20 protein-coding genes are annotated in these 22,481 nt (G+C 67.3%); 15 read left to right on the top strand and 5 right to left on the bottom strand.

Annotated elements, in window-relative coordinates; all coding sequences use genetic code 11:
* The first annotated feature begins 30 nt into the window (after positions 1-30).
* Both ACTJKF_RS01285 and ACTJKF_RS01280 read left to right on the top strand, forming a co-directional pair.
* The gene (locus ACTJKF_RS01285) at positions 31-1,047 is read left to right on the top strand and encodes an NADP-dependent oxidoreductase (protein WP_440621729.1); all 1,017 of its coding nucleotides are present in this window, start codon (positions 31-33) and stop codon (positions 1,045-1,047) included.
* A gap of 180 nt (positions 1,048-1,227) precedes the next feature.
* A complete protein-coding gene (locus ACTJKF_RS01280) occupies positions 1,228-1,737 on the top strand; it encodes a thioesterase (RefSeq protein WP_440621728.1) in 510 nt (169 codons plus the stop codon).
* Between the two features lie 42 nt (positions 1,738-1,779).
* Here the strand turns inward: ACTJKF_RS01280 and ACTJKF_RS01275 are convergent, their stop codons facing one another.
* From ACTJKF_RS01275 to ACTJKF_RS01260, 4 genes are all read right to left on the bottom strand, one after another.
* Positions 1,780-2,832 carry an AI-2E family transporter gene (locus tag ACTJKF_RS01275; RefSeq protein ID WP_440621727.1) on the bottom strand — a complete coding sequence of 351 codons (1,053 nt, stop codon included), beginning with the start codon at positions 2,830-2,832 and terminating at the stop codon, positions 1,780-1,782.
* Positions 2,833-3,069: 237 nt separating this feature from the next.
* Positions 3,070-3,654 carry a BPSL1445 family SYLF domain-containing lipoprotein gene (locus ACTJKF_RS01270; protein ID WP_440621726.1) on the bottom strand — a complete coding sequence of 195 codons (585 nt, stop codon included), beginning with the start codon at positions 3,652-3,654 and terminating at the stop codon, positions 3,070-3,072.
* A gap of 63 nt (positions 3,655-3,717) precedes the next feature.
* Positions 3,718-4,104, bottom strand: coding sequence for a DUF883 family protein (locus ACTJKF_RS01265; RefSeq protein WP_440621725.1), 387 nt, complete (start codon positions 4,102-4,104; stop codon positions 3,718-3,720).
* 337 nt (positions 4,105-4,441) lie between these two features.
* A complete protein-coding gene (locus ACTJKF_RS01260; protein WP_440621724.1) occupies positions 4,442-6,238 on the bottom strand; it encodes an ExeM/NucH family extracellular endonuclease in 1,797 nt (598 codons plus the stop codon).
* 207 nt (positions 6,239-6,445) lie between these two features.
* On the opposite strand from ACTJKF_RS01260, the gene ACTJKF_RS01255 reads away from it, so the two are divergent.
* The 8 genes from ACTJKF_RS01255 (at position 6,446) to ACTJKF_RS01220 (ending at position 13,558) form a co-directional block, all read left to right on the top strand.
* The gene (locus ACTJKF_RS01255) at positions 6,446-6,799 is read left to right on the top strand and encodes a YciI family protein (protein ID WP_440621723.1); all 354 of its coding nucleotides are present in this window, start codon (positions 6,446-6,448) and stop codon (positions 6,797-6,799) included.
* A 137-nt stretch (positions 6,800-6,936) separates the two neighbouring features.
* Positions 6,937-7,356 carry a YciI family protein gene (locus tag ACTJKF_RS01250; RefSeq protein WP_440621722.1) on the top strand — a complete coding sequence of 140 codons (420 nt, stop codon included), beginning with the start codon at positions 6,937-6,939 and terminating at the stop codon, positions 7,354-7,356.
* A 38-nt stretch (positions 7,357-7,394) separates the two neighbouring features.
* Positions 7,395-7,811 carry a VOC family protein gene (locus tag ACTJKF_RS01245; RefSeq protein ID WP_440621721.1) on the top strand — a complete coding sequence of 139 codons (417 nt, stop codon included), beginning with the start codon at positions 7,395-7,397 and terminating at the stop codon, positions 7,809-7,811.
* Positions 7,808-9,076, top strand: a complete 1,269-nt coding sequence (locus ACTJKF_RS01240; protein ID WP_440621720.1) for an RNA polymerase sigma factor — start codon at positions 7,808-7,810, stop codon at positions 9,074-9,076. Before ACTJKF_RS01245 ends, ACTJKF_RS01240 begins: the two co-directional genes overlap by 4 nt.
* 251 nt (positions 9,077-9,327) lie before the next feature.
* Entirely contained in the window at positions 9,328-9,750 is a 423-nt protein-coding gene (locus tag ACTJKF_RS01235) for a rubrerythrin family protein (protein ID WP_440621719.1), read from the top strand.
* A gap of 122 nt (positions 9,751-9,872) precedes the next feature.
* Positions 9,873-11,210, top strand: a complete 1,338-nt coding sequence (locus tag ACTJKF_RS01230) for a heterodisulfide reductase-related iron-sulfur binding cluster (RefSeq protein ID WP_440621718.1) — start codon at positions 9,873-9,875, stop codon at positions 11,208-11,210.
* A gap of 59 nt (positions 11,211-11,269) precedes the next feature.
* On the top strand, positions 11,270-11,851 hold the full coding sequence (locus ACTJKF_RS01225; protein WP_440621717.1) for a DUF3501 family protein: 582 nt from the start codon (positions 11,270-11,272) through the stop codon (positions 11,849-11,851).
* 765 nt (positions 11,852-12,616) lie between these two features.
* Entirely contained in the window at positions 12,617-13,558 is a 942-nt protein-coding gene (locus ACTJKF_RS01220) for a transposase (RefSeq protein ID WP_440621716.1), read from the top strand.
* A gap of 117 nt (positions 13,559-13,675) precedes the next feature.
* Here the strand turns inward: ACTJKF_RS01220 and ACTJKF_RS01215 are convergent, their stop codons facing one another.
* Positions 13,676-15,202, bottom strand: coding sequence for a mannose-1-phosphate guanylyltransferase/mannose-6-phosphate isomerase (locus ACTJKF_RS01215; protein WP_440621715.1), 1,527 nt, complete (start codon positions 15,200-15,202; stop codon positions 13,676-13,678).
* Positions 15,203-15,653: 451 nt separating this feature from the next.
* Here ACTJKF_RS01215 and ACTJKF_RS01210 point away from each other — a divergent pair, with 451 nt between their 5' ends.
* The 5 genes from ACTJKF_RS01210 to ACTJKF_RS01190 all read left to right on the top strand — a co-directional run bounded on the left by ACTJKF_RS01210 (position 15,654) and on the right by ACTJKF_RS01190 (position 22,471).
* Entirely contained in the window at positions 15,654-17,027 is a 1,374-nt protein-coding gene (locus ACTJKF_RS01210; RefSeq protein WP_440621714.1) for an undecaprenyl-phosphate glucose phosphotransferase, read from the top strand.
* 87 nt (positions 17,028-17,114) lie between these two features.
* On the top strand, positions 17,115-18,530 hold the full coding sequence (locus ACTJKF_RS01205; protein ID WP_440621712.1) for a UDP-glucose dehydrogenase family protein: 1,416 nt from the start codon (positions 17,115-17,117) through the stop codon (positions 18,528-18,530).
* A gap of 49 nt (positions 18,531-18,579) precedes the next feature.
* Positions 18,580-19,023, top strand: a complete 444-nt coding sequence (locus ACTJKF_RS01200; protein ID WP_440621711.1) for a low molecular weight protein-tyrosine-phosphatase — start codon at positions 18,580-18,582, stop codon at positions 19,021-19,023.
* Positions 19,017-20,195: a polysaccharide biosynthesis/export family protein gene (locus tag ACTJKF_RS01195; RefSeq protein WP_057924067.1), complete on the top strand. Its 1,179-nt coding sequence runs from the start codon at positions 19,017-19,019 to the stop codon at positions 20,193-20,195. Before ACTJKF_RS01200 ends, ACTJKF_RS01195 begins: the two co-directional genes overlap by 7 nt.
* 50 nt (positions 20,196-20,245) lie before the next feature.
* A complete protein-coding gene (locus ACTJKF_RS01190) occupies positions 20,246-22,471 on the top strand; it encodes a polysaccharide biosynthesis tyrosine autokinase (RefSeq protein ID WP_440621710.1) in 2,226 nt (741 codons plus the stop codon).
* Positions 22,472-22,481 lie beyond the last annotated feature (10 nt).

Below are 22,481 nucleotides of genomic sequence, written 5' to 3'. Positions count from 1 at the left end.
CATCGACGACAACAACCGGAGGAGAACATCGTGACGACACCCGTGAACCGCCAGCTGCTGCTGAAGACGCGCCCGGAAGGGCGGGTCGGCCGCGAGCACTTTTCGCTCGTCGACGCACCCGTGCCGGCGCTCGCCGACGGCGAGGTGCTCGTGCGCGTGCTGTATCTGTCGATGGATCCGACCAACCGCGTGTGGATGAGCGACGTGCCGCAATATCTGCCGCCCGTCGCGATCGGCGAAGTGATGCGCGCGCTCGGCATCGGGCGCGTGGTCGCGTCGCGCAACGCGGGTTTCGCGGAAGGCGATCTGGTGCAGGGGCTGGTCGGCTGGCAGGACTACGCGGTCGTACCGTCCGACCAGGCCGCGCAGCTCGTGAAGCTGCCCGCGCAGTCGGGCCTGCCGCTGCCGACGCTGCTCGGCGCGTGCGGGATGAGCGGCCTGACCGCGTACTACGGGCTGACCGACATCGCGCCGGTACAGCCGGGCGAGACGCTCGTCGTGTCGGCGGCGGCCGGGTCGGTCGGTTCGATCGCGGGCCAGATCGGCAAGATCCACGGCGCGCGCGTGGTGGGTATCGCGGGCGGCGCGGACAAGTGCCGCTACCTGACCGAGACGCTCGGCTTCGACGCGGCCGTCGACTACAAGGCCGACGATTTCCGTGAGCAACTGAAGGCGGCGACACCGGACGGCGTGCACGTGAACTTCGAGAACGTCGGCGGCGAGGTGATGCGCGCGGTGCTGGCGCGGATGGTGATCGGCGGCCGCGTCGCGCTGTGCGGCGTGATCTCGAACTACAACAGCGGCCGCGCGGCGGACGACGTCGGCGTGCTGATCTCGAAGCGGATCACGATGCGCGGCTTCCTGATCCTCGATTACCGCAAGAGCCGCGAAGCCGTGCAGACGCTTGCCGGATGGCTGCGCGACGGCCGGCTCAAGGCCGAGGAAACCGTGGCCGACGGGCTCGAGAACGCCCCCGACGTGCTGAATCGGCTGTTCGACGGCGACCATCGCGGCAAGCTCGTGCTGCGCGTCGATCCGGACGCGTGAACGGCCGCGTTCGCGCGCCTTGAGTCCGAGTGTCCGAGTGTCCGAGTAGTCCGATATCGATTTAGGACTTGTCCCATATATTGTTCCGGCTGCGCTCCTTAAAGTAATTGCCAGTGAATGGCGGCGTGACCTGCGCGTCACGCCGCCGTTTTTTTTTGCACGGCGAAAGGGAGGCTCGAGATGCGAACGAACACCAGGCAGGCCGTATCGGCGGCGATGCGCGACCGATCGATGCGTCGCGTCGGCCACGGGCTGCGGACGGTCGCGATCGGAATGGGCGTCGCGTTCGCGATGTCAGGGGCCGGCGCGGCCGAGCAGGCGAACGCGGATGGCATCGTGCGATTCACCGGCGCGCTGGTCGATCTGTACGACGTGACGCTCGACGCGCCGTCGGTCGACGTGTCGGGCCGCGCGACGGCGGTGACGCTCCGGTTCGATGCGCATGGCCGGCGCTTGCCGGGCGCGCATGTGACGCTCGTGGGGCGGGACGGCCAACCGCTTGCGCCGGCTGCCGCGGCCGGGGTTCGCGCGACCTGGCTCGATGCGCGCGACGATCGACGCGTGCCGGTCGAACCGGGCCGGGCACATCGTGTCGGCCCGTATGGCGGCGTGATGACGGTGGCGGGGCCGGCGCCGGAAAAGGAAACGGGCGCCGTGGCGCCCGTCGTGGTCAGGATTCGTCATCCGTAACGGGCCGCGCCCGTTCGTGCGGCGGCGTGACCGCGCGCCGCGTCATTCGCCTTGTTCGGCGCGCGCGTAGATGTCCCAGCTGGCCATGAACAGCGCGGCGACGAGCGGCCCGATCACGAAGCCGTTGATGCCGAACAGCGCCATGCCGCCGAGCGTCGAGATCAGCACGACCCAGTCGGGCATCTTCGTGTCCTTGCCGACGAGGATCGGGCGCAGCAGGTTGTCGACGAGGCCGATCACGCCGACGCAGAACGCGACGAGGATCACGCATTTCCAGATCGCGCCGATCGCGAGGAAGTAGAGCGCGGCGGGCACCCACACGAGGCTCGCGCCGATCGCCGGCAGCAGCGACAGGAACGCCATCAGCGCACCCCACAGCACGACGCCCTCGATTCCGAGGATCCAGAAGATCAGGCCGCCGAGCGCGCCCTGCACGAGCGCGACCGCGATGTTGCCTTTCACGGTCGCGCGCACGACCGTCGTGAACTTCGCCAGCAGCAGGTTCTTGTGCTCTTCGTCGAGCGGCAGCGCGCGGCGCACGCGGCGGCCGATCTCGCCGCCGTCGCGCAGCAGGAAGAACACCATGTACAGCATCACGCCGAAGCTGACGACGAACTGGAACGTGTTCTGGCCGATGCTGAGCGCCTGGGTCGCAGCGAACTGGCTGATCTGCGCGGCGCCGTCGGTCAGCTTCTTCTGGATGCCGGGGATGTTGGTCAGCCCGTATTTCTGCAGCAGGTTCTGGATCGACGTCGGCAGCGCGTGAATGATGTCATGGAAGTACTGCGAATAATTCGGCTGCGCGCTCTTCAGCTCCTGGTACACGTACGCGATTTCCTGCACGAGCGTCCCGGCGACGAACACGAGCGGCAGGATCACGATCAGGATGATCAGCGACATCGTCACGAGCGCGGCCAGGTTGCGCCGCTTGCCGAGGCGCGCGGCGAGCCAGCGCTGCACGGGCTGGAACAGGATCGCGAGAATGGTGCCCCAGAAGACGGCGCCGGAGAACGGCGCGAGTATCCAGCACAGTCCGACGGTGACCGCGAACAGCAGGAAGTAGAAGAATTTTTGGTGATCGTGTCCGCTATCCATGGGTGGTTCGCGCAGATTGATGCCTGTTTTGATTGAATCTCGTTGCCTCGGGCGCGATCGGCTCGCGAACGTCACGGAGTTCGCGGCGAAGCGCGCGGCGGGCGGCCCGATCGGCAGTATGCCCGCAAAGGTGTCGCCATCATAGCCGCTGCGCGTGGCGCATGCGAAAGCGCCGCGGCCGGAGCCGCGGCGTTGCCGGGATATCGGACACTGCGCGGCCGCGGCCGCGCCGGATCGTCAGATGTGGAGCCGCGTGACCTTGGTGCCGTTCACCGACAGGTCGCCCATCAGGCCCGCGTTGGTCAGGATCAGCACCTCGACCGGTGCGGTGACCGTGTTGGAGTCGACCGCGCCGTTCGCGCCGACCTTCACGACCGCGACGGAGGCGTCGGCGCCGGCCGACCAGCCTTCGGACTTGCGGAACGAGTCGAGCGCATCCTGCGTCATGAACAGGAACACGATCGCCTTCGATTGCGCGCCGGCCTGCAACCCGACCGACAGCGACGACGTGTTGTAGTAGCCGACGGTGCTGCCGCCGACGCGCAGCGCGCCGTTGCCGGACTGGCCGCCGACGATGAAGCCGGCTTGCAGCACGTTCGGGAACACGAGCACGCCACGCGATTTCGCGACGAGCTCACGCGAGCCCGGCACCGTCGAGTAGAGGCGCGACAGCGTCGCATTCACGCTGGAATCGATCGACTCGCGTTTGGACGCGCTGGTCGCCGCGTTATCGGGCTTGTCTCGCGTGGTGGTGCAGCCGGCCAGCGCGAGACTGCCGAGCATGACGGCGGCGGCGGCTTTCAGGGCGAGGGATTTCTGCATGGCGATTCTCCTTCGTTGTCGGGTTGAGGACGGATAGGGCGGCCGGCGGTGCGGCAGCCTCGTTCAACGGCGGGAAAGGAGCAGGCCGGCAACGAACGCGAGGCCCGCGACGACGCCCGCGGTCTGCCACGGGTTGTCGTGCACGGCTTGCGACACGCGTTCGGCCGAGTCGCGCAGCCGGGCGGCCGCGGAGCCCGACGCGTAGTCGAGCGTGCTGCGCGCTTCGTCGAGCCGCGACTGCACGCGCTTGCGCAGCGCGGCAATGTCGCCGTCGCCATCGTTCTTCAGCAGATCTTCCAGTTCGTCGACCAGCCCGCGCAGATCGTCGGTCACGTCCGCATGCAGGTCGCGGGCGGCCGAACGCGCCGTACGGCCCACGCGCCGGCCGGTGCGACGGATGTCGGACAGGCCGCGGTCCAGCTTGTGTTCGATCGAGTCGGTGAGCGCCATGGTGTTTATCCTCCTTCGATTTGATTTACAGGCCAATTTGAAGATAAGACGAATCCCAGCAACCTGTGTGATTCACATTAGCCCATTGAGTTTCGAGACAAATTTTCAATTCTTCCGGAAGCTTCCCGGGAAGCCCCGCCGCAGGGGGCGGGGCAGCGGTTGAAAAAAATTCGCGATCGGCCGCAGCGGCGTGGCGGGCTCGTTGCACGCGGCAATGAGTCCGGTAAATATGGCGTCGCCCGGTGAATCAGGTAAATAGTGCCGTTGCACGCATTGTGTTGATGCAATTGCACTAATCGTCACGGTGTGGAGGAGCAGCGTTCGTGCCCGAACAGGCTCAAGTGACGCCTTCGTCCAGCGCGAGGTCGATGACGACGGGGTCGTGATCCGACGAACGGTATGCATCGGGTGCGTAATAGGCTGCCCGTTGCGCCGGGGTTTTGTAATCGGGCACGGATTGCAGTGCAATCGGTTCGTCGGCGTTGATGTGCCACACCTGCACGGCCTTCACGCGGGCGGCGAGCGGCGAAGTGGCGAGTGCGTGGTCGAGGTTGCCCGCTTCGCCGCGGAATACATAGCTGTACCCGGCCGGGCCGGCGAAGCGGGCGACGAGGTTCGCGTAGCCGTGCGATTCGAGCGCGCGCAGCGGGTCTTCCTTCGCGTAGCTGTTCAGGTCGCCGATCAGCAGCACGCCGTCGGCCGCGGCGCCGGTCGGCGACGTGGCGAGCCACGCGGCGACGCGGTCCGCCGCGCGCGTGCGCGTCGCGTTCCAGCAGCCCTGGCCGTCCGACTGGTCGAGATCCGGGCCGCGCGCGCGCGGGCAGTTCTTCGATTTCAGGTGATTGACCGCGACCGTGAACGCGCGGGTGCCGCCGCGGCGGCGGAACGTCTGCGCGAGCGGCGCTCGGTTCCGGCCGTCGAGCGCGACGGTCGCGGCGCGTCCGACGGGTTCGATCGTCCGGCTGTCGTACAGCAGGGCGACCGCGATCGCGTCGCGGCCGAGCCGCGCGCTGCCGGGATCGACCGCGCGCCAGGTGTCGCCGAGCCGGGCCGCGAGCCGCTGCACGGCGCTTGCCGGGCCGTAGCCGTTGTTCGCGATCTCCATCAGGCCGATCACGTCGGCGCGCAGCGCACGCAGCGCGGCCACGAGCTTCGCTTCCTGCCGGGCGAACGCGGCAGGCGTCTTTGCGCCGCGATTGGCCGGATCGTCGAAGCCGCCGCCCGTGCCGTCGCCGTTGAAATAGTTGAATGCATTGAACGACGCGACCCGCACGTCGGCCTGCGCATGCCGTGGCGGCGCGGCGGCCCGAGGATTCGACGCGGCCACGAAGACCGGTGCCGACGCCGGTACGGGCTGCAGTCGCCACGTGCCGTAGCGCTTCTCGAGCACGCCTTCGACGCCGCGTACCGTATAGCCGGCGCGCAGCGTGTTGGCGGCGCTCAGCGCGGGCGGCGGGTAGCGGGTGGTCGCGGGGTTCACGCGGCTCGACCCGTCGTCGAGCACGATCCGGTTGCGCGCATTGGCCGCCGCCTGCGCGGCGGCTTCGGCCGGCGGGACCACGTGAGTCGGCATGTACAGGCGGCCATGGCTGAGCACGAGGCTGCCGTAGCGGCCGAGTTCGTAGGTATCGCTGACCGTCAGCGTTTGTGGAAAGCGCACGCGCATGCCTTCGTGCGCGGCGAACACGGCCTCGCTGGCGGCCGGTAGCGTGAGCGCCGCGGGCATGACGGCCTGCCCGCGTGCGCAGACGGCCACGCGGCCCGACAGCGCGAACTGCGTTCGGCCGTATTTCTGCTCGATCGTGCCGGTGATGTGCACGCGTTCGCCCGCGCGGGCGAACGCGTTCGGCGCGTAGACGAACAGGCCTTCCGGGGTGCCCGGCCGGTGCCGCCGCTGCGCGTCTGCCTGCTGGACGAAGAATCCGCCGAAGCCATCGGCGCCGCCGAATGCGGCGGTGACGATCGCTTCGATCGACGTGGTGCGCCCGGCCAGGGGCGACCGGCCGCCGGGATGCCGGATGTCGGCGATCGCGGTGGTGGCGCCGCCGCACTCCGCGCTGACCGGCAGCGCGGCGGCGGACGACGCGAAAAGGACGAACGAGGCGGCGAGCGCGAGCGGTGGCAGGCGTGACATGGAGCGGTCCACAGGAAGAGAATTCGAAGGGTCGGGAAAGCATCTTGACGGCAAAATCGCGTGCCGCGATCGAATTGGCCATCAGGCCAGTGCCGAACGGCCAACGATGACGGCAGGGCCGGCGGGGGCTGTTACGCTTCGCTCCTGGCGTGTCATTCCGGCCTGCGATTCGAACGCTTGCACGCACGGCCTCCACGGGAGATTTTCATGTCCTACATGCTGTTGATTGTCGAACCGACCGGCCAGCGCGCCGAGCGCACGCTCGAAGACGGGCAGGCGCTTTACGCGCGGATGGTCGATTTCGCCGAGACGCTGAAGGCGCGCGGCGTGCTGCGCGGCGTCGAGTCGCTGGAGCGCACCGAACGCGCGACGCGCGTCCAGGTACGCGACGGCGAGACGCGCGTCGTCGACGGCCCGTTCGCCGAGGCGAAGGAGATGGTCGGCGGCTTCTTCCTCGTCGACGTCGCCACGCGCGACGAAGCGATCGAGATCGCGCGCCAGTGCCCGGCCGCGCAATGGTGCACGGTCGAGGTGCGCGCGGTCGGCCCGTGCTTTCTGTGACGGCTGCGCACCGACGCTCGGTGTTTACCCGGGTTCGTCGCGCGGCACGTCGATTCGGCGGTCTGCCGCCCGTCGTCCGGACAAGGCGCCGCTGAAACGAACGGATGCCCCTTTCCACCGACGACAAGGAGTGAACGATGCGATTCATGATCATGATCCGGGCGAACGCCGTCAGCGAATCCGACGCATTGCCGGACAACCGGCTGGTCGAGGCGATGACGGTCTATCACGAGGAACTGGCCAGGGCCGGCGTGCTGCTCGATGCGAATGGCCTGCGGCCGAGCGCGCGCGGCTGGCGCGTGCGTTACACGGGCGGCAAGGGCACGGTGGTCGACGGCCCGTTCGCGGAAACGAAGGAGCTGATTGCCGGCTACACGCTGATCCAGGTGCGCTCGCGCGACGAGGCGCTCGAATGGACGCGCCGGTTCCCCGCGCCGTTCGGCGCGGAGATGGATTGCGAGATCGAGGTGCGGCCGCTGTTCGAGCTGGACGACCTGACGCCCAGCGACGCGGTCGAGCGGTTCCGCGAACTCCATGTCGGGCGCTCCGGCGCCTGAACGTCCAGTCGAACCCAACCTCACCGGGAGCACCCGACATGCACAAGATGGTCTTCATCAACCTGCCCGTGGCCGACCTGCCGCGCTCGAAGGCGTTCTACCAGGCCCTCGGCTTCGAGGTCGTGCCGGCCTATACCAACGAGCAGGCCGCCTGCATCAGGATCAGCGACACGATCTTTGCGATGCTGCTCGTGCGGTCGTTTTTCCAGACGTTTACCGGCAAGGCCATCATCGATCCGGCGACCCACGTGCAGGTGCTGTCGTGCCTGTCGTGCGAAAGCCGCGCCGAGGTCGACGCGATCGTCGCGAAGGCGCTGGCGGCCGGCGGGTCCGCGCCGCAAGCGCCGCGAACGTACCCGAACATGTACGGCCACGGGTTCGACGATCCGGACGGCCATGCCTGGGAGCTGATGGCCATGCCGCAGGACGCGGCCGGGCAGGGGCCGGCGTCGTGACGCGCGAGGCGACCGATCGTGCGATCGAGGCCGTCTGGCGAATCGAGGCGCCGAAGATCATCGCGCGCGCCGCGCGCGTGGTGCGCGACATCGGCGTGGCCGAAGAACTCGCGCAGGACACGCTCGTCGCGGCGCTCGAGCACTGGCCCGTCGACGGCGTGCCCGACAACCCGGCCGCGTGGCTGATGACGGCCGTGAAGCGCCGCGCGCTCGACCGGGTCCGGCAGGAGTCGCTGCACGCGGCGAAGCGCGACCAGCTCGGTCACGAACTGGGCGCGCTCGGCGCGCACGTCGTCCCCGACATCGCGGACGCGCTCGCCGATGCGCGCGACGACGACATCGGCGACGACTTGCTGCGGCTGATCTTCACGTCGTGCCATCCGGTGCTGTCGACCGATGCGCGCGTCGCGCTGACCTTGCGGCTGCTGGGCGGGCTGACCACGGGCGAGATCGCGCGCGCGTTCCTCGCGCCGGAGCCGACGATCGCGCAGCGCATCGTGCGCGCGAAGCGCACGCTGGCCGCGGCACGCGTGCCGTTCGAGGTGCCGGCCGCCGACGCGCGGCCCGCGCGCCTCGCGTCGGTGCTCGAAGTGATCTACCTGGTGTTCAACGAAGGCCATGCGGCGACCGCGGGCGACGACTGGACGCGTCCGGCGCTGTGCGACGAGGCGCTGCGCCTCGGCCGCGTGCTGGCCGGCCTCGTGCCGGACGAAAGCGAGGTGCTCGGGCTCGTCGCGTTGATGGAATTGCAGGCGTCTCGCCTGCATGCGCGTACCGATGCGCAGGGGCGGCCCGTGCTGCTGCTCGACCAGGACCGCGGCCGCTGGGATCCGCTGCTGATCCGGCGCGGCCTCGCGGCGCTCGAGCAGGCGACGAAGCTGGGCGGCGTGCGCGGCCCGTATGCGCTGCAGGCTGCGCTGGCGGCCTGTCACGCCCGCGCGCGGCACGCGTCGGAAACGGACTGGGCGCAGATCGTCGCGCTGTACGACGCGCTCGCCGAAGTCGCGCCATCGCCCGTCGTCGAACTGAATCGCGCGGTGGCGGTGGGGATGGCGTTCGGGCCCGCCGCGGCGCTGGAAATCGTCGACGTGCTGCGCGACGATCCCGCGCTTGCGCGCTATCACTGGTTGCCGAGCGTGCGCGGCGATCTGCTCGCGAAGCTCGGCCGCACCGACGAAGCGAAGGTCGAATTCCGCCGCGCGGCCGACCTGACCCGCAACGAGCGCGAACGGGCGTTGCTGTTGACGCGCGCGACCGATGCATGACGCACGACACCCGCCGCCGGTGTGAACGCACGGGCGGCACGCGGCACATCGAGCGCGCCACGCTTCCCGCTTGCCGGTCCCCATGCCCGCCCGCCGCTATCGCCCGGATTGAAAAAGCCTATTGGGGGATGCGAACGCCAGCGCCTAGATTAAAGAGCACGGCGCGTGCGCGCTCTGCGAACGCATCGTTCCCCATATACATCGTCGGCCCGGCTTCGCACGCGGTCGCGCCGACTCGAACGGAGGCGCAAATGGCTCAACTCAAGGGCAGCAAGACCGAAGAGAATCTGAAGTTCGCGTTCGCGGGCGAATCGCAGGCGAACCGGCGCTATCTGTATTTCGCTTCGAAGGCCGACGTCGAAGGCCAGAACGATGTCGCCGCGCTGTTCCGCTCGACCGCCGAAGGCGAAACCGGCCATGCGCACGGCCATCTCGAATACCTCGAGGCGGTGGGCGATCCGGCGACGGGCTTGCCGTTCGGCTCGTCGCGGCTGAACCTCGAATCGGCGATCGCCGGCGAGACGCACGAATACACCGACATGTATCCGGGCATGGCGAAGGTGGCGCGCGACGAAGGCTTCGACGAAATCGCGAACTGGTTCGAGACGCTCGCGAAGGCCGAACGCAGCCACGCGAACCGCTATACGAAGGCGCTGGACGCACTCGTCGACTGACGCGGGCCCGTCAAGGCCGCACGGCCCGGGCGGGCAGGCCCCGCGGCCGGCCGTGCGTTGATCGCTGCCCGCATCGCGCGGGCGGCGCGTCCGCGCGCATGCGCGCCACGCTGGAGCGCCCCATGCCCCACAAGGAAGGCAGTCTCGAAGCCCCGACCCGGCATCCGCTCGACTGGCAGTCCGAAGCGTTTTACGACCAGGCCGCGATCGATGCGGAAATGACGCGTGTGTTCGACATCTGCGCCGGATGCCGGCGCTGCGTGTCGCTGTGCGGCGCGTTTCCCACGCTGTTCGATCTCGTCGACAACACGCCGATGGGCGACATCGAGGAAGTGCCGAAGGACGCGTTCGGCAAGGTCGTCGACCAGTGCTACCTGTGCGACCTCTGCTACATGACGAAATGTCCCTACGTGCCGCCGCACGCATGGAACGTCGACTTCCCGCACCTGATGCTGCGCGCGAAGGCCGCACGCTACCGGCGTGGCGAAGCGCCGCTGCGCGACAAGGTGCTGTCGAACACCGACGCGCTCGGCCATTTCGCGGGCATTCCGATCGTCACGCAGACGGTGAACGCGGTGAATCGCACGCCGCCCGCGCGCCACGCGCTCGAAGCGGCGCTCGGCGTCGATCGCAACGCATGGCTGCCGGAATTCGCGCCACGCAAGTTCCGCCGTGCCGCGAAGCGCTCGGACGGCCCGCCGGTACGCGACGGCGAACGCACGCCCGGCAAGGTCGCGATCTACGCGACGTGCTACGTGAACTTCAACGAGCCGGGCATCGGCCACGACCTGCTCGCGATCCTCGCGCACAACGAGATCCCGTACGAGCTCGTCACGCGCGAAGCCTGCTGCGGGATGCCGCTGCTCGAGCAGGGCAACCTCGCGGGCGTCGCCGCGAAGAAGGCGGTGAACATCCCGGTGCTGGCGCGCTATGCGCGCGAAGGCTATGCGCTGATCGGCGCGATCCCGAGCTGCGTGCTGATGTACAAGAGCGAGCTGCCGCTGATGTTCCCCGGCGACGAAGCCGTGCACGCGGTGGCCGAGGCATTCTGGGATCCGTTCGAATACGTGATCGCGCGGCATCGCGACGGCTTGCTGAAGACCGATTTCAAGCAGGGCCTCGGCACCGTGTCGTATCACGTGCCGTGCCACGCGCGCGTGCAGAACATCGGCCGCAAGACGGCCGACACGCTGTCGCTCGTTCCCGATACGCGCGTGAACGTCGTCGAGCGCTGTTCGGGGCACGCGGGCACATTCGGCGTGAAGAAGGCCTTCCATGCCGACGCGATGCGGATCGGCGCGCCCGTGTTCAAGGCGATGGCCGAGCCGAAACCGGATGTCATATCGTCGGATTGCGCGCTCGCCGGCCATCACATCGTGCAGGGCATCGACGAACAGGGGCTGCCGGCCGCGCCGCTCGCGCATCCATTGACGCTGTTGCGCCGCGCGTACGGCATCTGAACCGGCCATTGCGCGACGACATCGACGACATCGACGACATCCCAATCCGAGGACATCCCATGACGCTGACCCGCGACTCGCTGCTGACACTCGAAGCGTACGCGAAGATCCGCAAGGCCGAACACGCGCGGCTCGTCGCGTACAAGCGCCGCCGCGCGGTGGCGCTCGGCAACCATCTGCGCTTCCTGTTCGAGGACGAGACCACGATCCGCTATCAGATCCAGGAGATGCTGCACATCGAGAAGATCTTCGACGAGGCCGGCATCGAAGGCGAACTGGAAGCCTATCTGCCGCTCGTGCCCGACGGTACCAACCTGAAGGCGACGCTGCAGATCGAATACGAGCACGAGGCCGAGCGGCGGGCGGCGCTCGCGCGGCTGATCGGCGTCGAGGATCGCGTGTACCTGCGGATCGACGGTCATCCTGACGTGTATCCGATCGCCGACGAGGATCTCGACCGCGACAACGCGGAAAAGACCTCGGCCGTGCACTTCGTGCGCTTCGAATTGAGCGGACCGATGCGTGCGGCGCTCAAGGATGGCGCGGCGCTGTCGATCGGCTGCGACCATCCGGCTTACAGGGTGCCGCCGCAACGCGTGGACGCGGACGTGGCCGCGTCGCTGGCCGGCGACCTGCGCTGACACGGACGCCGCGCGCGGGTAGCGCGACGCAGTCCGAATCGCGTTCGACGGGCCGTTCGGCGAGCCGTTCGGCAAGCCGTTCCGACCCGAAGCGCGGTGTCTCGGCCGGCCGATCGTGCCAAATGCCTGCCGTTTTCCGCGAGGATGTAACAAACCTGTCTGCGCTTGCATCTCGGGAAGCGATGTGCATTGGCCGCCAGATCGCTTTCATCACTCGCAGAGAAACAATAAAAAGATTGTGCGCGGAGATAATTCGGTTCGGCAGAATTTGAACGATTTACCGATTCGTGAATATCTTGTTACGAAATTTCCCCTGATTTACCGATTTTAGGCGGCGACCCCAGGGAGTGTTGCGCAGAGGGTCGGAACACGTGGAAAGGCCCACCGCACGGGCCCCGTCAGCACCCCGCACAGCCCCGCCAGACGGGGCTTCCCAGCGCCACGCATAACGATCGCTTAAAAAAATTCAAGCGTAAATCAATTGCGCATCCATCGCAGGTTGTTTCAGTACGTAACATTAAGTCATTGTCATATTGAGATAAACCCTGAGGATGGTATGCTTCGTGCACAAAAATTCCCACATTGGAGTGAGACCGTGATTTGTGCGTCATTGCCGGGAATGGCGGCACCGTGAAAGTGCGGTGCCGCGCCGGCATGCACAACAATCGGATAACCATAATGTGCAACCGGGCCGCCCCGTGACGCGATGCGTGACGACGGCGCCGACAATCGCAGCCCCGGCCTGGCTGCGTGGAGAGATCTACTATGTTCTTCGATGAGCTTAACGATGAAGAGTGGGTTCGTCTTTCAACGCTGATCGCCGATGAACCCATCCGGCTGAACCGTCGAGGCCGTCCGCGAGCCGAACCGCGCGTCGTTGCCAACGCGGTCCTCTGGATCCTGACGACCGGTGAAGCGTGGTCCAAACTGCCCGGACGCTATCCGTCCGGGCCGACGTGCCGCCGCCGCTACGAAGAGTGGCTCGCGAACGGCACGCTGCTGCAGATGATCGACGTGCTGACCCAGTTCAGCGGGCGTACGTTCGCGTATGTGCCGCCACCGCCCGTGCCGGTCGCGCCGGCATGCCGTGCCGAGCCGGTGCCCGACAACGACCGTCTGCGCGGCGTGTTCTGGCAGAACCCGGAATCGTGGCAACTGCCGGTCGCGCAGGCGAATGCCTGGGACGGCGAAGGCGCGATGCTGACGGCGATGCCGAGCCACGACGCGGGCGCGGCGTCCGGTGCGTCGTTCTCGGTACCCGGCGCGCAGCCCGCGGGGCTGCGCGCCGGGCGTTCGTCCGCCGCGAGCTTTGCCGCGGCCGAACCGCAAGTCGACGAATACCGCGGCTATACGATCTGCGGCATCGCGCAGCCGGTGCAGAACCTGATGTACCGCGCGTGGGCCGAGATCACGCAGGACGACCGGCGCGTCGAGCGCTCGGGCCTGATCGGCCCGCGCTTCACCGATGCGGAGGAAGCGGAGCAGTACGCGCTCGACTGGGCGCGCCAGTGGATCGACCGCCATGGGGCGAGCGACGAGCCGGCGCGTGCGCCGCAGAACGAAGTGCTGGCCGGCCTGTCCGCGCTGGCGCGTGCGGAGTCGGACATCAAGCGTTTCATCGCCGAGCGTCGCGCGGGTGCGCTGTCCGAGAGCCGCAACGATCCGGTGCAGTCGGAGCACCGCGAGTATGCGTATCGCGTAGGTTGAGCGTCGTCCGGACAAAAACGCGCGGGTCGTCGTGCATCACGGCGCCCGCGCGTTTTCTTTTGCTTGCCCGTGCCTGCGTTGCCGGGCACGTCATGGAAGTGCCCGGCACGCGTTGCATCACTGGCGTCCGTAGGTATCGTCGAAGCGGACGATGTCGTCTTCGCCGAGATACGCGCCCGACTGCACTTCGATCAGCTCGAGCGGCATCTTGCCCGGGTTCTCGAGACGGTGCGACACGCCGAGCGGGATGTACGTCGATTCGTTCTCGGACAGCAGGAAGGTTTCCTCGCCACGCGTGATGCGCGCGGTGCCACGCACGACGATCCAGTGTTCGGCGCGGTGGTGGTGCATCTGCAGCGACAGTCGCGCGCCGGGCTTCACGACGATGCGTTTCACCTGGAAGCGCTCGCCGTTGTCGACCGAGTCGTAGTGGCCCCACGGGCGATGCACCTTGCGGTGGTCGGTGGCTTCCGCGCGGCGTTCGGCCTTGATGCGGCCGACGATTTTCTTCACGTCCTGCACGCAGGATTTGTCGGCGACCAGCACCGCATCGGGCGTTTCGACGACGACGAGGTTCTGCGTGCCGACGCAGGCGACGAGGCGGCTTTCCGAATGCGCGAAGGTCGATTCGGCGTTTTCGAACAACACGTGGCCGCGGCCGACGTTCTCGGCATCGTCCTTCGGCAGGATCTGCCAGATGGCGTCCCACGAACCGACGTCCGACCAGCCGGCGTCGAGCGGCACGACGACGCTTTCGCACAGGTCCGGCAGGTTCGCGAGCGGCTCCATCACCGCGTAGTCGATCGAGTTCGACGGCGACGCGGCGAAGGCGTCGCGATCGACGCGGAAGAAGTCACCGTCTTCCTTGCCGTTGGCCACGGCCTGCTCGCAGGCCGCGTGGATCGCGGGTTCGAGCTGGCGGATCGCGTTCAGCCACACCGACGCGCGCACGATGAAGATGCCGCTGTTCCACCAGTATTCGCCGGAGGCGACGTACTGCTGCGCGAGTTCGAGATGCGGCTTTTCGACGAAGCGGTCGAGACGACGCACGTCGAGTTTGCCGGTGGCGGCGTCGCCGAGCGGCGCGCCGACGCGGATGTAGCCGTAGCCCGTTTCGGCGCGGCCCGGCACGATGCCCATCGTCGCGATCTTGCCCTGCGCCGCGCACTGCACGCCGGCCGCGACGGCCGCGTGAAAGCGCGGCTGGTCGGCCACCGCGTGGTCGGCCGGCATCACGGTCATCACGGCATCGCCGCCGCCGGCGACGATCCGCAATGCGGCGAGCGTCAGCGCGGGCGCGGTGTCGCGGCCGAGCGGCTCGAGCATGATCGACGCACGCTTGCCCGTCAGGCGCAGCTGTTCGGCGGTCGTGAAACGGTGATCCTCGCCGCATACGATCAGCACGTCGTCGTTCAGCGGATGGCCGGTCGCGAGGCCGTCGAGGCGCAGTGCGGTGGATTGCAGCAGCGACTGGTCGCCGAGCAGGCCGATCAGCTGTTTCGGATAGTGTTCGCGCGACATCGGCCACAGACGCGTGCCCGAACCGCCGGCAAGGATCACCGGCTGCACCGCGACGCGCGTGCTGGCGTCGGTTGCGGCGGAAGAAGAAGGGCGCGTATCGGCTGCCACGGCCGGAGCATTCATGATGACACTCTCCTCGATTGAAGTCAGTGCCCGTTTGTAGCATGAAGTAAATCGACAATAAAACCGGGCGCTTTGCGCGATATCGTCGCGCGATTCGTCGCGCGCGTATCCGGGAAATTTTTCCTCGCTAGCATCCGATGCAAATAAAAAAATAAAAAATTATTCGGCGAATCGGGCTGGAGCGCCTTCCCATCAAGGTTTGGCGGAAACCGTAAAGTTTCCGAAAAATTCCCGATTCACGATCGATTCGCGATCGATTCGGGAAAACCTGCCGATTTAATTCCGCGATATCGCGGCAAGATTTGCCGATTATTTTTCGAAATACTTGTGCGCTTGAGGCGCGATTTTCTTGCCGCTTCAATAGCGTCATGCAACGTTTGAATCGAATGTGCGGCACGGGCTGCGCAAGGAGCTGTTCGGCAAACGCCTGTTCAAAGAAGAGGAAACAGACATGTTGAGCGTGCTGGCGAGAGTCATCGATATCGCGATGGTCGTGTTGGGCGCGTTGATCGCCGCCGCGCTGCACGGCGGCGGCATCTGGCTCAACGACCTGCAGCGCACGACGGTGTTGTTCGACTGCTTGCTGGTCGTCGTGTTCTTTCCGGCCGTCGGCATTTACCAGTCGTGGCGCGGCAAGCGTCTCGTCGGGCTGGTGGTCCGCGTCGCGTTCGCGTGGCTGGTGGTCGAGCTCGCGGGCATCCTGATGAGCTTCAGCTTTCACCAGTCGGGCGACCTGTCGCGACTGTGGCTGGGTTACTGGGCGCTCGTGACGATGGCGCTGCTCGCCGGCTCGAAGGCCTGCGTGCATGTCGTGCTGCGACAGTTGCGCCGTGGCGGCTACAACCTGAAGGCGGTCGCGATCGTCGGCGGCACGCCGGCGGCGCGGCGGCTGATCGCGCAGATGCGGGCGCGGCCGGAAGCGGGCTTCAAGCCGGTGTGCGTGTACGACGAAAGCGAGGCGCCGGGCGAAGTCGCGCTCGACGACGTGCGCATCGAGCGGCAGTTCGAATCGCTGGTGTGGCTGGTGCGCAGCCGCGCGATCAGCGAGCTGTGGCTCACGCTGCCGATCACGGAGGAGCGCCGGATTCACCAGATCGTGACGGTGTTCCGCCACGACTTCGTGAACATCCGTTTCATTCCGGACGTGCGCACGCTGTCGTTCTTCAACCAGGAAGTGGTCGAACTGCTCGGCGTGCCGGCCATCAACCTCGCGGCGTCGCCGATCACCGACGTGCGGATCCTGCCGAAGTTCGTGTTCGACCGGCTGTTCGCGCTGGCGGCGCTCACGATGCTGGCGCCGGTGATGCTGCTGATCGCCGGCCTGATCAAGCTCACGTCGCGCGGGCCGGTGTTCTTCCGCCAGAAGCGCAAGGGCATCGACGGGCACGAGTTCGAGATCTACAAGTTCCGCTCGATGAAGGTGCATCAGGAAGTCGCGGGGCAGGTCACGCAGGCGACCAAGAACGATACGCGCGTGACGCCGGTCGGCCGTTTCCTGCGCCGCACGAGCCTCGATGAACTGCCGCAGTTCATCAACGTGCTGAAGGGCGAGATGTCGGTCGTCGGCCCGCGGCCCCATGCGCTCGCGCACGACGACATCTACAAGGATCTGGTGAAGGGCTACATGTTCCGCTACCGGATCAAGCCGGGCATCACCGGGTGGGCGCAGATCAACGGCTTTCGCGGCGAGACCGACCAGATCGAGAAGATGATGGGACGCGTGAAGCTCGATCTGTACTACATGCAGAACTGGTCGTTCTGGCTCGACATCAAGATCGTCGTGCTGACGCTCTGGAAAGGCTTCACCGGCAGCAACGCTTACTAGGTGTCCTGTCGCCGCGCGACCCGCGGCACCGTGCAGGCATTCCGGTTTAACGAATTTCGAATCATTGGTCACGAGGTCCGACACATCATGAATCTGACTATCATCGGCAGCGGTTACGTAGGTCTTGTCACCGGCGCCTGTCTCGCCGACATCGGGCACGACGTGTTCTGTCTCGACGTCGATCAGGCGAAGATCGACATCCTGAACAACGGCGGCGTGCCGATCCACGAGCCGGGCCTCAAGGAAGTCATCGCGCGCAACCGCGCGGCGGGCCGCCTGCGCTTCTCGACCGACATCGAGGCCGCGGTCGCGCACGGCGACGTGCAGTTCATCGCGGTCGGCACGCCGCCCGACGAGGACGGCTCGGCCGACCTGCAGTACGTGCTCGCGGCCGCGCGCAACATCGGCCGCCACATGACGGGCTTCAAGGTGATCGTCGACAAGTCGACGGTGCCGGTCGGCACGGCCGAGCGCGTGCGCGCGGCGGTCGCCGAGGAACTCGCCAAGCGTGGCAACGACGCCCAGATGTTCTCGGTCGTGTCGAATCCGGAATTCCTGAAGGAAGGCGCGGCGGTCGACGATTTCACGCGGCCGGACCGCATCGTGATCGGCTGCGACGACGACGTGCCGGGCGAGCGCGCGCGCGAACTGATGAAGAAGCTCTACGCGCCGTTCAACCGCAATCACGAACGCACGCTGTACATGGACGTGCGCTCGGCCGAATTCACGAAATACGCGGCCAACGCGATGCTCGCCACGCGCATCTCGTTCATGAACGAGCTCGCGAACCTGGCCGACCGCTTCGGCGCCGACATCGAGGCCGTGCGCCGCGGGATCGGCTCCGATCCGCGCATCGGCTACCACTTCCTGTACGCGGGCTGCGGCTATGGCGGCTCGTGCTTCCCGAAGGACGTCGAGGCGCTGATCCGTACCGCCGACGAGCACGGCCAGTCGCTGCAGATCCTGAAGGCCGTGTCGTCGGTCAACGCGACGCAAAAGCGCGTGCTGGCCGACAAGATCGTCGCGCGCTTCGGCGAGGACCTGACGGACCGCACGTTCGCGATCTGGGGTCTCGCCTTCAAGCCGAACACCGACGACATGCGCGAAGCGCCGAGCCGCGAGCTGATCGCCGAGCTGCTGTCGCGCGGCGCGCGCATCGCGGCGTACGACCCGGTCGCGCAGCAGGAAGCGCGTCGCGTGCTCGCGCTCGATCTCGCGAATCACCCGAGCTGGCTCGAGCGCCTCACCTTCGTCGACGACGAGGCGCAGGCCGCGCGCGATGCCGATGCGCTCGTGATCGTCACCGAATGGAAGGCGTTCAAGAGCCCGGATTTCGCCGCGCTCGGCCGGCAGTGGAAGTCGCCGGTGATCTTCGACGGCCGCAACCTGTACGAGCCGGAGACGATGAGCGAGCAGGGCATCGAGTATCACCCGATCGGCCGCCCCGGCTCGCGCCAGGCCGTCGCCGCCCGCGTGCCGGGCGCCGTGCGCGCGAACGCGTAACCGGCGCGCGGCCCGTACCCGTCGTTACCCGTTACCGAATCGAGACGCCATGTTCCGGAACATCCTGATCGTCTGTCACGCGAACGTCTGCCGCAGTCCGGCGGCGGAAATGCTGTTCAAGTCGCACACCGCGTCGCGCGGCGGCCCGCGCGTGACGTTCCACTCCGCCGGCGTGCGTGCGAACGACGGCGACGGCATCGATCCGGTGATGCGGCAACTGCTCGCCGAGCGCGGCGTCGATGCCACGACGCACCGCTCGCGGCGGCTGTCGCGCCGGATCGTGCGCGACGCCGACCTGATTCTCGTCAGCGAGCGCGAACAGATCAAGGCCGTCGAATCGGTCGATCCGTTCGCACGCGGCAAGGTCCACCTGCTGGGCAAGTGGGAGGACGCCGAAATCGCGGATCCGCATGGCGGCCCCGAGGCCGACTATCGCGAGAGCTACTCATTGATCGAACGTCTGGTTCAAGGATGGCTGCAAAAACTATGCTGAAACGTCCCATGCGCCCGCTGGCGCTCGCCGTCGCGATGACGACATTCCTGTCGGCCTGCGCGACCGCGCCCGGCAACTATCTCGACTCGTCGAACCTGAAGGACGAAGGCAGGCAAGGCCAGGCCGAAACCTATCCGGTTCATTACATCGACGCGAAGCTGGTGATGGATCAGCTGCAGAAGCAGCAGGTCGAGCACCCGCTGCCGCCGGGCCGTTACACGGATCCGTCGCAGTACGTCTACCGCGTCGGCCCGCAGGACATCCTCGGCGTCACCGTGTGGGATCACCCCGAGCTGACGACGCCGCAAGGCCAGTCGTTCTCGAGCGGCGGCAACACGACGCAGTCGGTCGCCGGTGCGTTGCAGCAGCCGTATACGACCGCGCTGCCGGGGCAGGCCGATCCGTACGGCCAGACGGTCGCCGCCGACGGCACGATCTTCTTCCCGTTCGTCGGCCGCATCAAGGTGGCGGGCAAGACGGTCGCGCAGATCCGCGAGCAGATGGCCACCACGCTGGCGCGCTACGTGAAGAATCCGCAGCTCGACGTGCGCGTGCTGTCGTTCCGCAGCCAGAAGGTGCAGGTGACGGGCGAGGTGAAGCAGCCGGGCCCGCTCGCGGTGAGCGACGTGCCGCTGACGCTGGTCGACGCGATCTCGCGCTCGGGCGGCTCGACCAACGAGGCCGACCTGCAGCGCGTGCGCCTGACGCGCGACGGCAAGCTCTACACGCTCGACGCGAACGGCGTGCTCGATCGCGGCGAGGTGAAGCAGAACGTGATGCTGCAGCCGGGCGACATCATCAATGTGCCGGACCGCAGCGACAGCCGCGTGTTCATCATGGGCGAGGTCAAGACGCCGGTCACCGTGCCGATGCTCAAGGGCAAGCTGACGCTCGCCGATGCGCTGACGTCCGGCGGCGGCATCCTCGACACCGATGCGAACCCGCGCAAGATCTACGTGATGCGCGGGATGCACGACAACCCGACGAAGCCGGAAGTGTTCCGTCTCGACATGACGCAGCCGGATGCGCTGATGCTGTCGAGCCGCTTCCCGCTCCAGCCGCTCGACGTCGTCTACGTCAGCACGGCCAGCTCGGTGCAGTTCAACCGCGTGCTGCAGCAGGTGTTGCCGACGATCCAGACGATCTTCTTCATGCGGCAAATCACGCGCTGATAGCCCGCCGGGGCGGCGCCTCCGCCCCGGCACCACTCAAGCGGGAACGAATGGTGAACACGCAAGCGAAACACTCCTACGCGGATCTGACCGCGAAAACCGAGGAAGAGGACGTCGTCCTCGGCCAGTTGCTCCAGGTGATCATGGACGACATCTGGCTCCTGCTCGGCATCGCGGTGACCGTCATCGCGCTCGCCGGCCTGTACTGCTTCGTCGCGAAGCCGGTCTATCAGGCCGACGTGCACGTGCGGGTCGAGGGCAACGACAACACGTCGCAGGCGCTCACGCAGACGCAGACGGGCGCGTCGATCAACAGCGGCCCGCAGCAGGCGCCGACCGACGCGGAAATCGAAATCATCAAGAGCCGCGGCGTCGTCGCGCCGGTCGTCGAGCAGTTCAAGCTGAACTTCTCGGTCGTGCCGAAGACGATGCCGCTGATCGGCAGCCTGGCCGCGCGCCTCGCGACGCCGGGCGAGCCGTCGCGCGCGTGGTTCGGCCTGCGGTCGTACGCGTGGGGCGGTGAAGTCGCCGACCTCGACACGATCAACGTCGTGCCCGCGCTCGAAGGCAAGAAGCTGACGCTGACGGCCGGCCCGAACGGCACCTATTCGCTGGTCGACCCGAACGGCACGCGGCTGCTGGCGGGCCAGGTCGGCGAATCGGAGCAGGGCGGCGGCGTGACGCTGCTCGTGAAGAAGCTCGTCGCGCGGCCGGGCACGCAGTTCACCGTGGTCCGCTACAACGATCTCGACGCGATCAGCGGCTTCCAGGCGGGCATCCAGGTGACCGAGCAGGGCAAGCAGACGGGCGTCGTGCAGATCTCGCTCGAAGGCAAGGATCCGGACCAGACCGCCGCGATCGCGAACGCGCTCGCGCAGTCGTACCTGAACCAGCACGTGATCGCGAAGCAGGCCGAAGCGACCAAGATGCTCGACTTCCTGAAGGGCGAGGAACCGCGCCTGAAGGCCGACCTCGAGCGTGCGGAAGCGGCGCTGACGCAGTACCAGCGCACGTCCGGCTCGATCAACGCGAGCGACGAGGCGAAGGTCTACCTCGAAGGCAGCGTGCAGTACGAACAGCAGATCGCCGCGCAGCGCCTGCAGCTCGCATCGCTCGCGCAGCGCTTCACCGATTCGCACCCGATGGTGATCGCCGCGAAGCAGCAGCTCGCGGAACTGCAGGGCGAGAAGGACAAGTTCAGCAACCGCTTCCGCAGCCTGCCGGCGACCGAAGTGAAGGCCGTCCAGCTGCAGCGTGACGCGAAGGTTGCCGAGGACATCTACGTGCTGCTGCTGAACCGCGTGCAGGAGCTGTCGGTGCAGAAGGCCGGCACGGGCGGCAACATCCATCTCCTCGATTCGGCGCTGCGCCCGGGCGACCCGGTCAAGCCGAAGAAGGTGCTGATCCTGTCGGCGGCGGTGTTCCTCGGGCTGATCCTCGGCACTGGCATCGTGTTCCTGCGCCGCAACCTGTTCCAGGGCATCGAGGATCCGGACCGCGTCGAGCGCACGTTCAACCTGCCGCTGTACGGGCTGGTGCCGCAAAGCGCCGAGCAGGTGAAGCTCGACGCCGTGGCCGAGAAGGGCGGCGGCCGCGCGCGGCCGATCCTCGCGAGCTTGCGTCCGAAGGACCTGAGCGTCGAAAGCATGCGCAGCCTGCGCACCGCGATGCAGTTCGCGATGATGGACGCGAAGAACCGCGTGATCGTGCTGACCGGCCCGACGCCGGGCATCGGCAAGAGCTTCCTGACGGTCAACCTCGCGGTGCTGCTCGCGCATTCGGGCAAGCGCGTGCTGCTGATCGATGCCGACATGCGCCGCGGGATGCTCGACCGCTACTTCGGCCTCACCGCGCAGCCGGGCCTGTCCGAACTGCTGAGCGATCAATCGCCGCTCGAGGACGCGATCCGCGAGACGCCGGTGCAGGGCCTGTCGTTCATCTCGGCCGGCACGCGCCCGCCGAACCCGTCGGAGCTGCTGATGTCGACGCGCCTGCCGCAATACCTCGAAGGGCTCGGCAAGCGCTACGACATCGTGCTGATCGATTCGCCGCCGGTGCTGGCGGTGACCGACGCGACCATCGTCGGCCGCATGGCCGGCGCGACCTTCCTGGTGCTGCGCTCGGGCATGCATACCGAAGGCGAGATCGCCGACGCGATCAAGCGCCTGCGCACGGCCGGCGTCGATCTGGAAGGCGGGATCTTCAACGGCGTGCCGCCGAAGGCGCGCGGCTACGGCCGCGGCTATGCGGCCGTCCACGAATACCTGAGCGCTTGACCAATTTCAC

It is taken from the genome of Burkholderia sp. 22313, assembly GCF_052045245.1.
Classification (GTDB): Bacteria; Pseudomonadota; Gammaproteobacteria; order Burkholderiales; family Burkholderiaceae; genus Burkholderia.
Note: the sequence above shows the minus strand (reverse complement) of the source record. Positions and strands in the feature narration are given on the sequence as shown.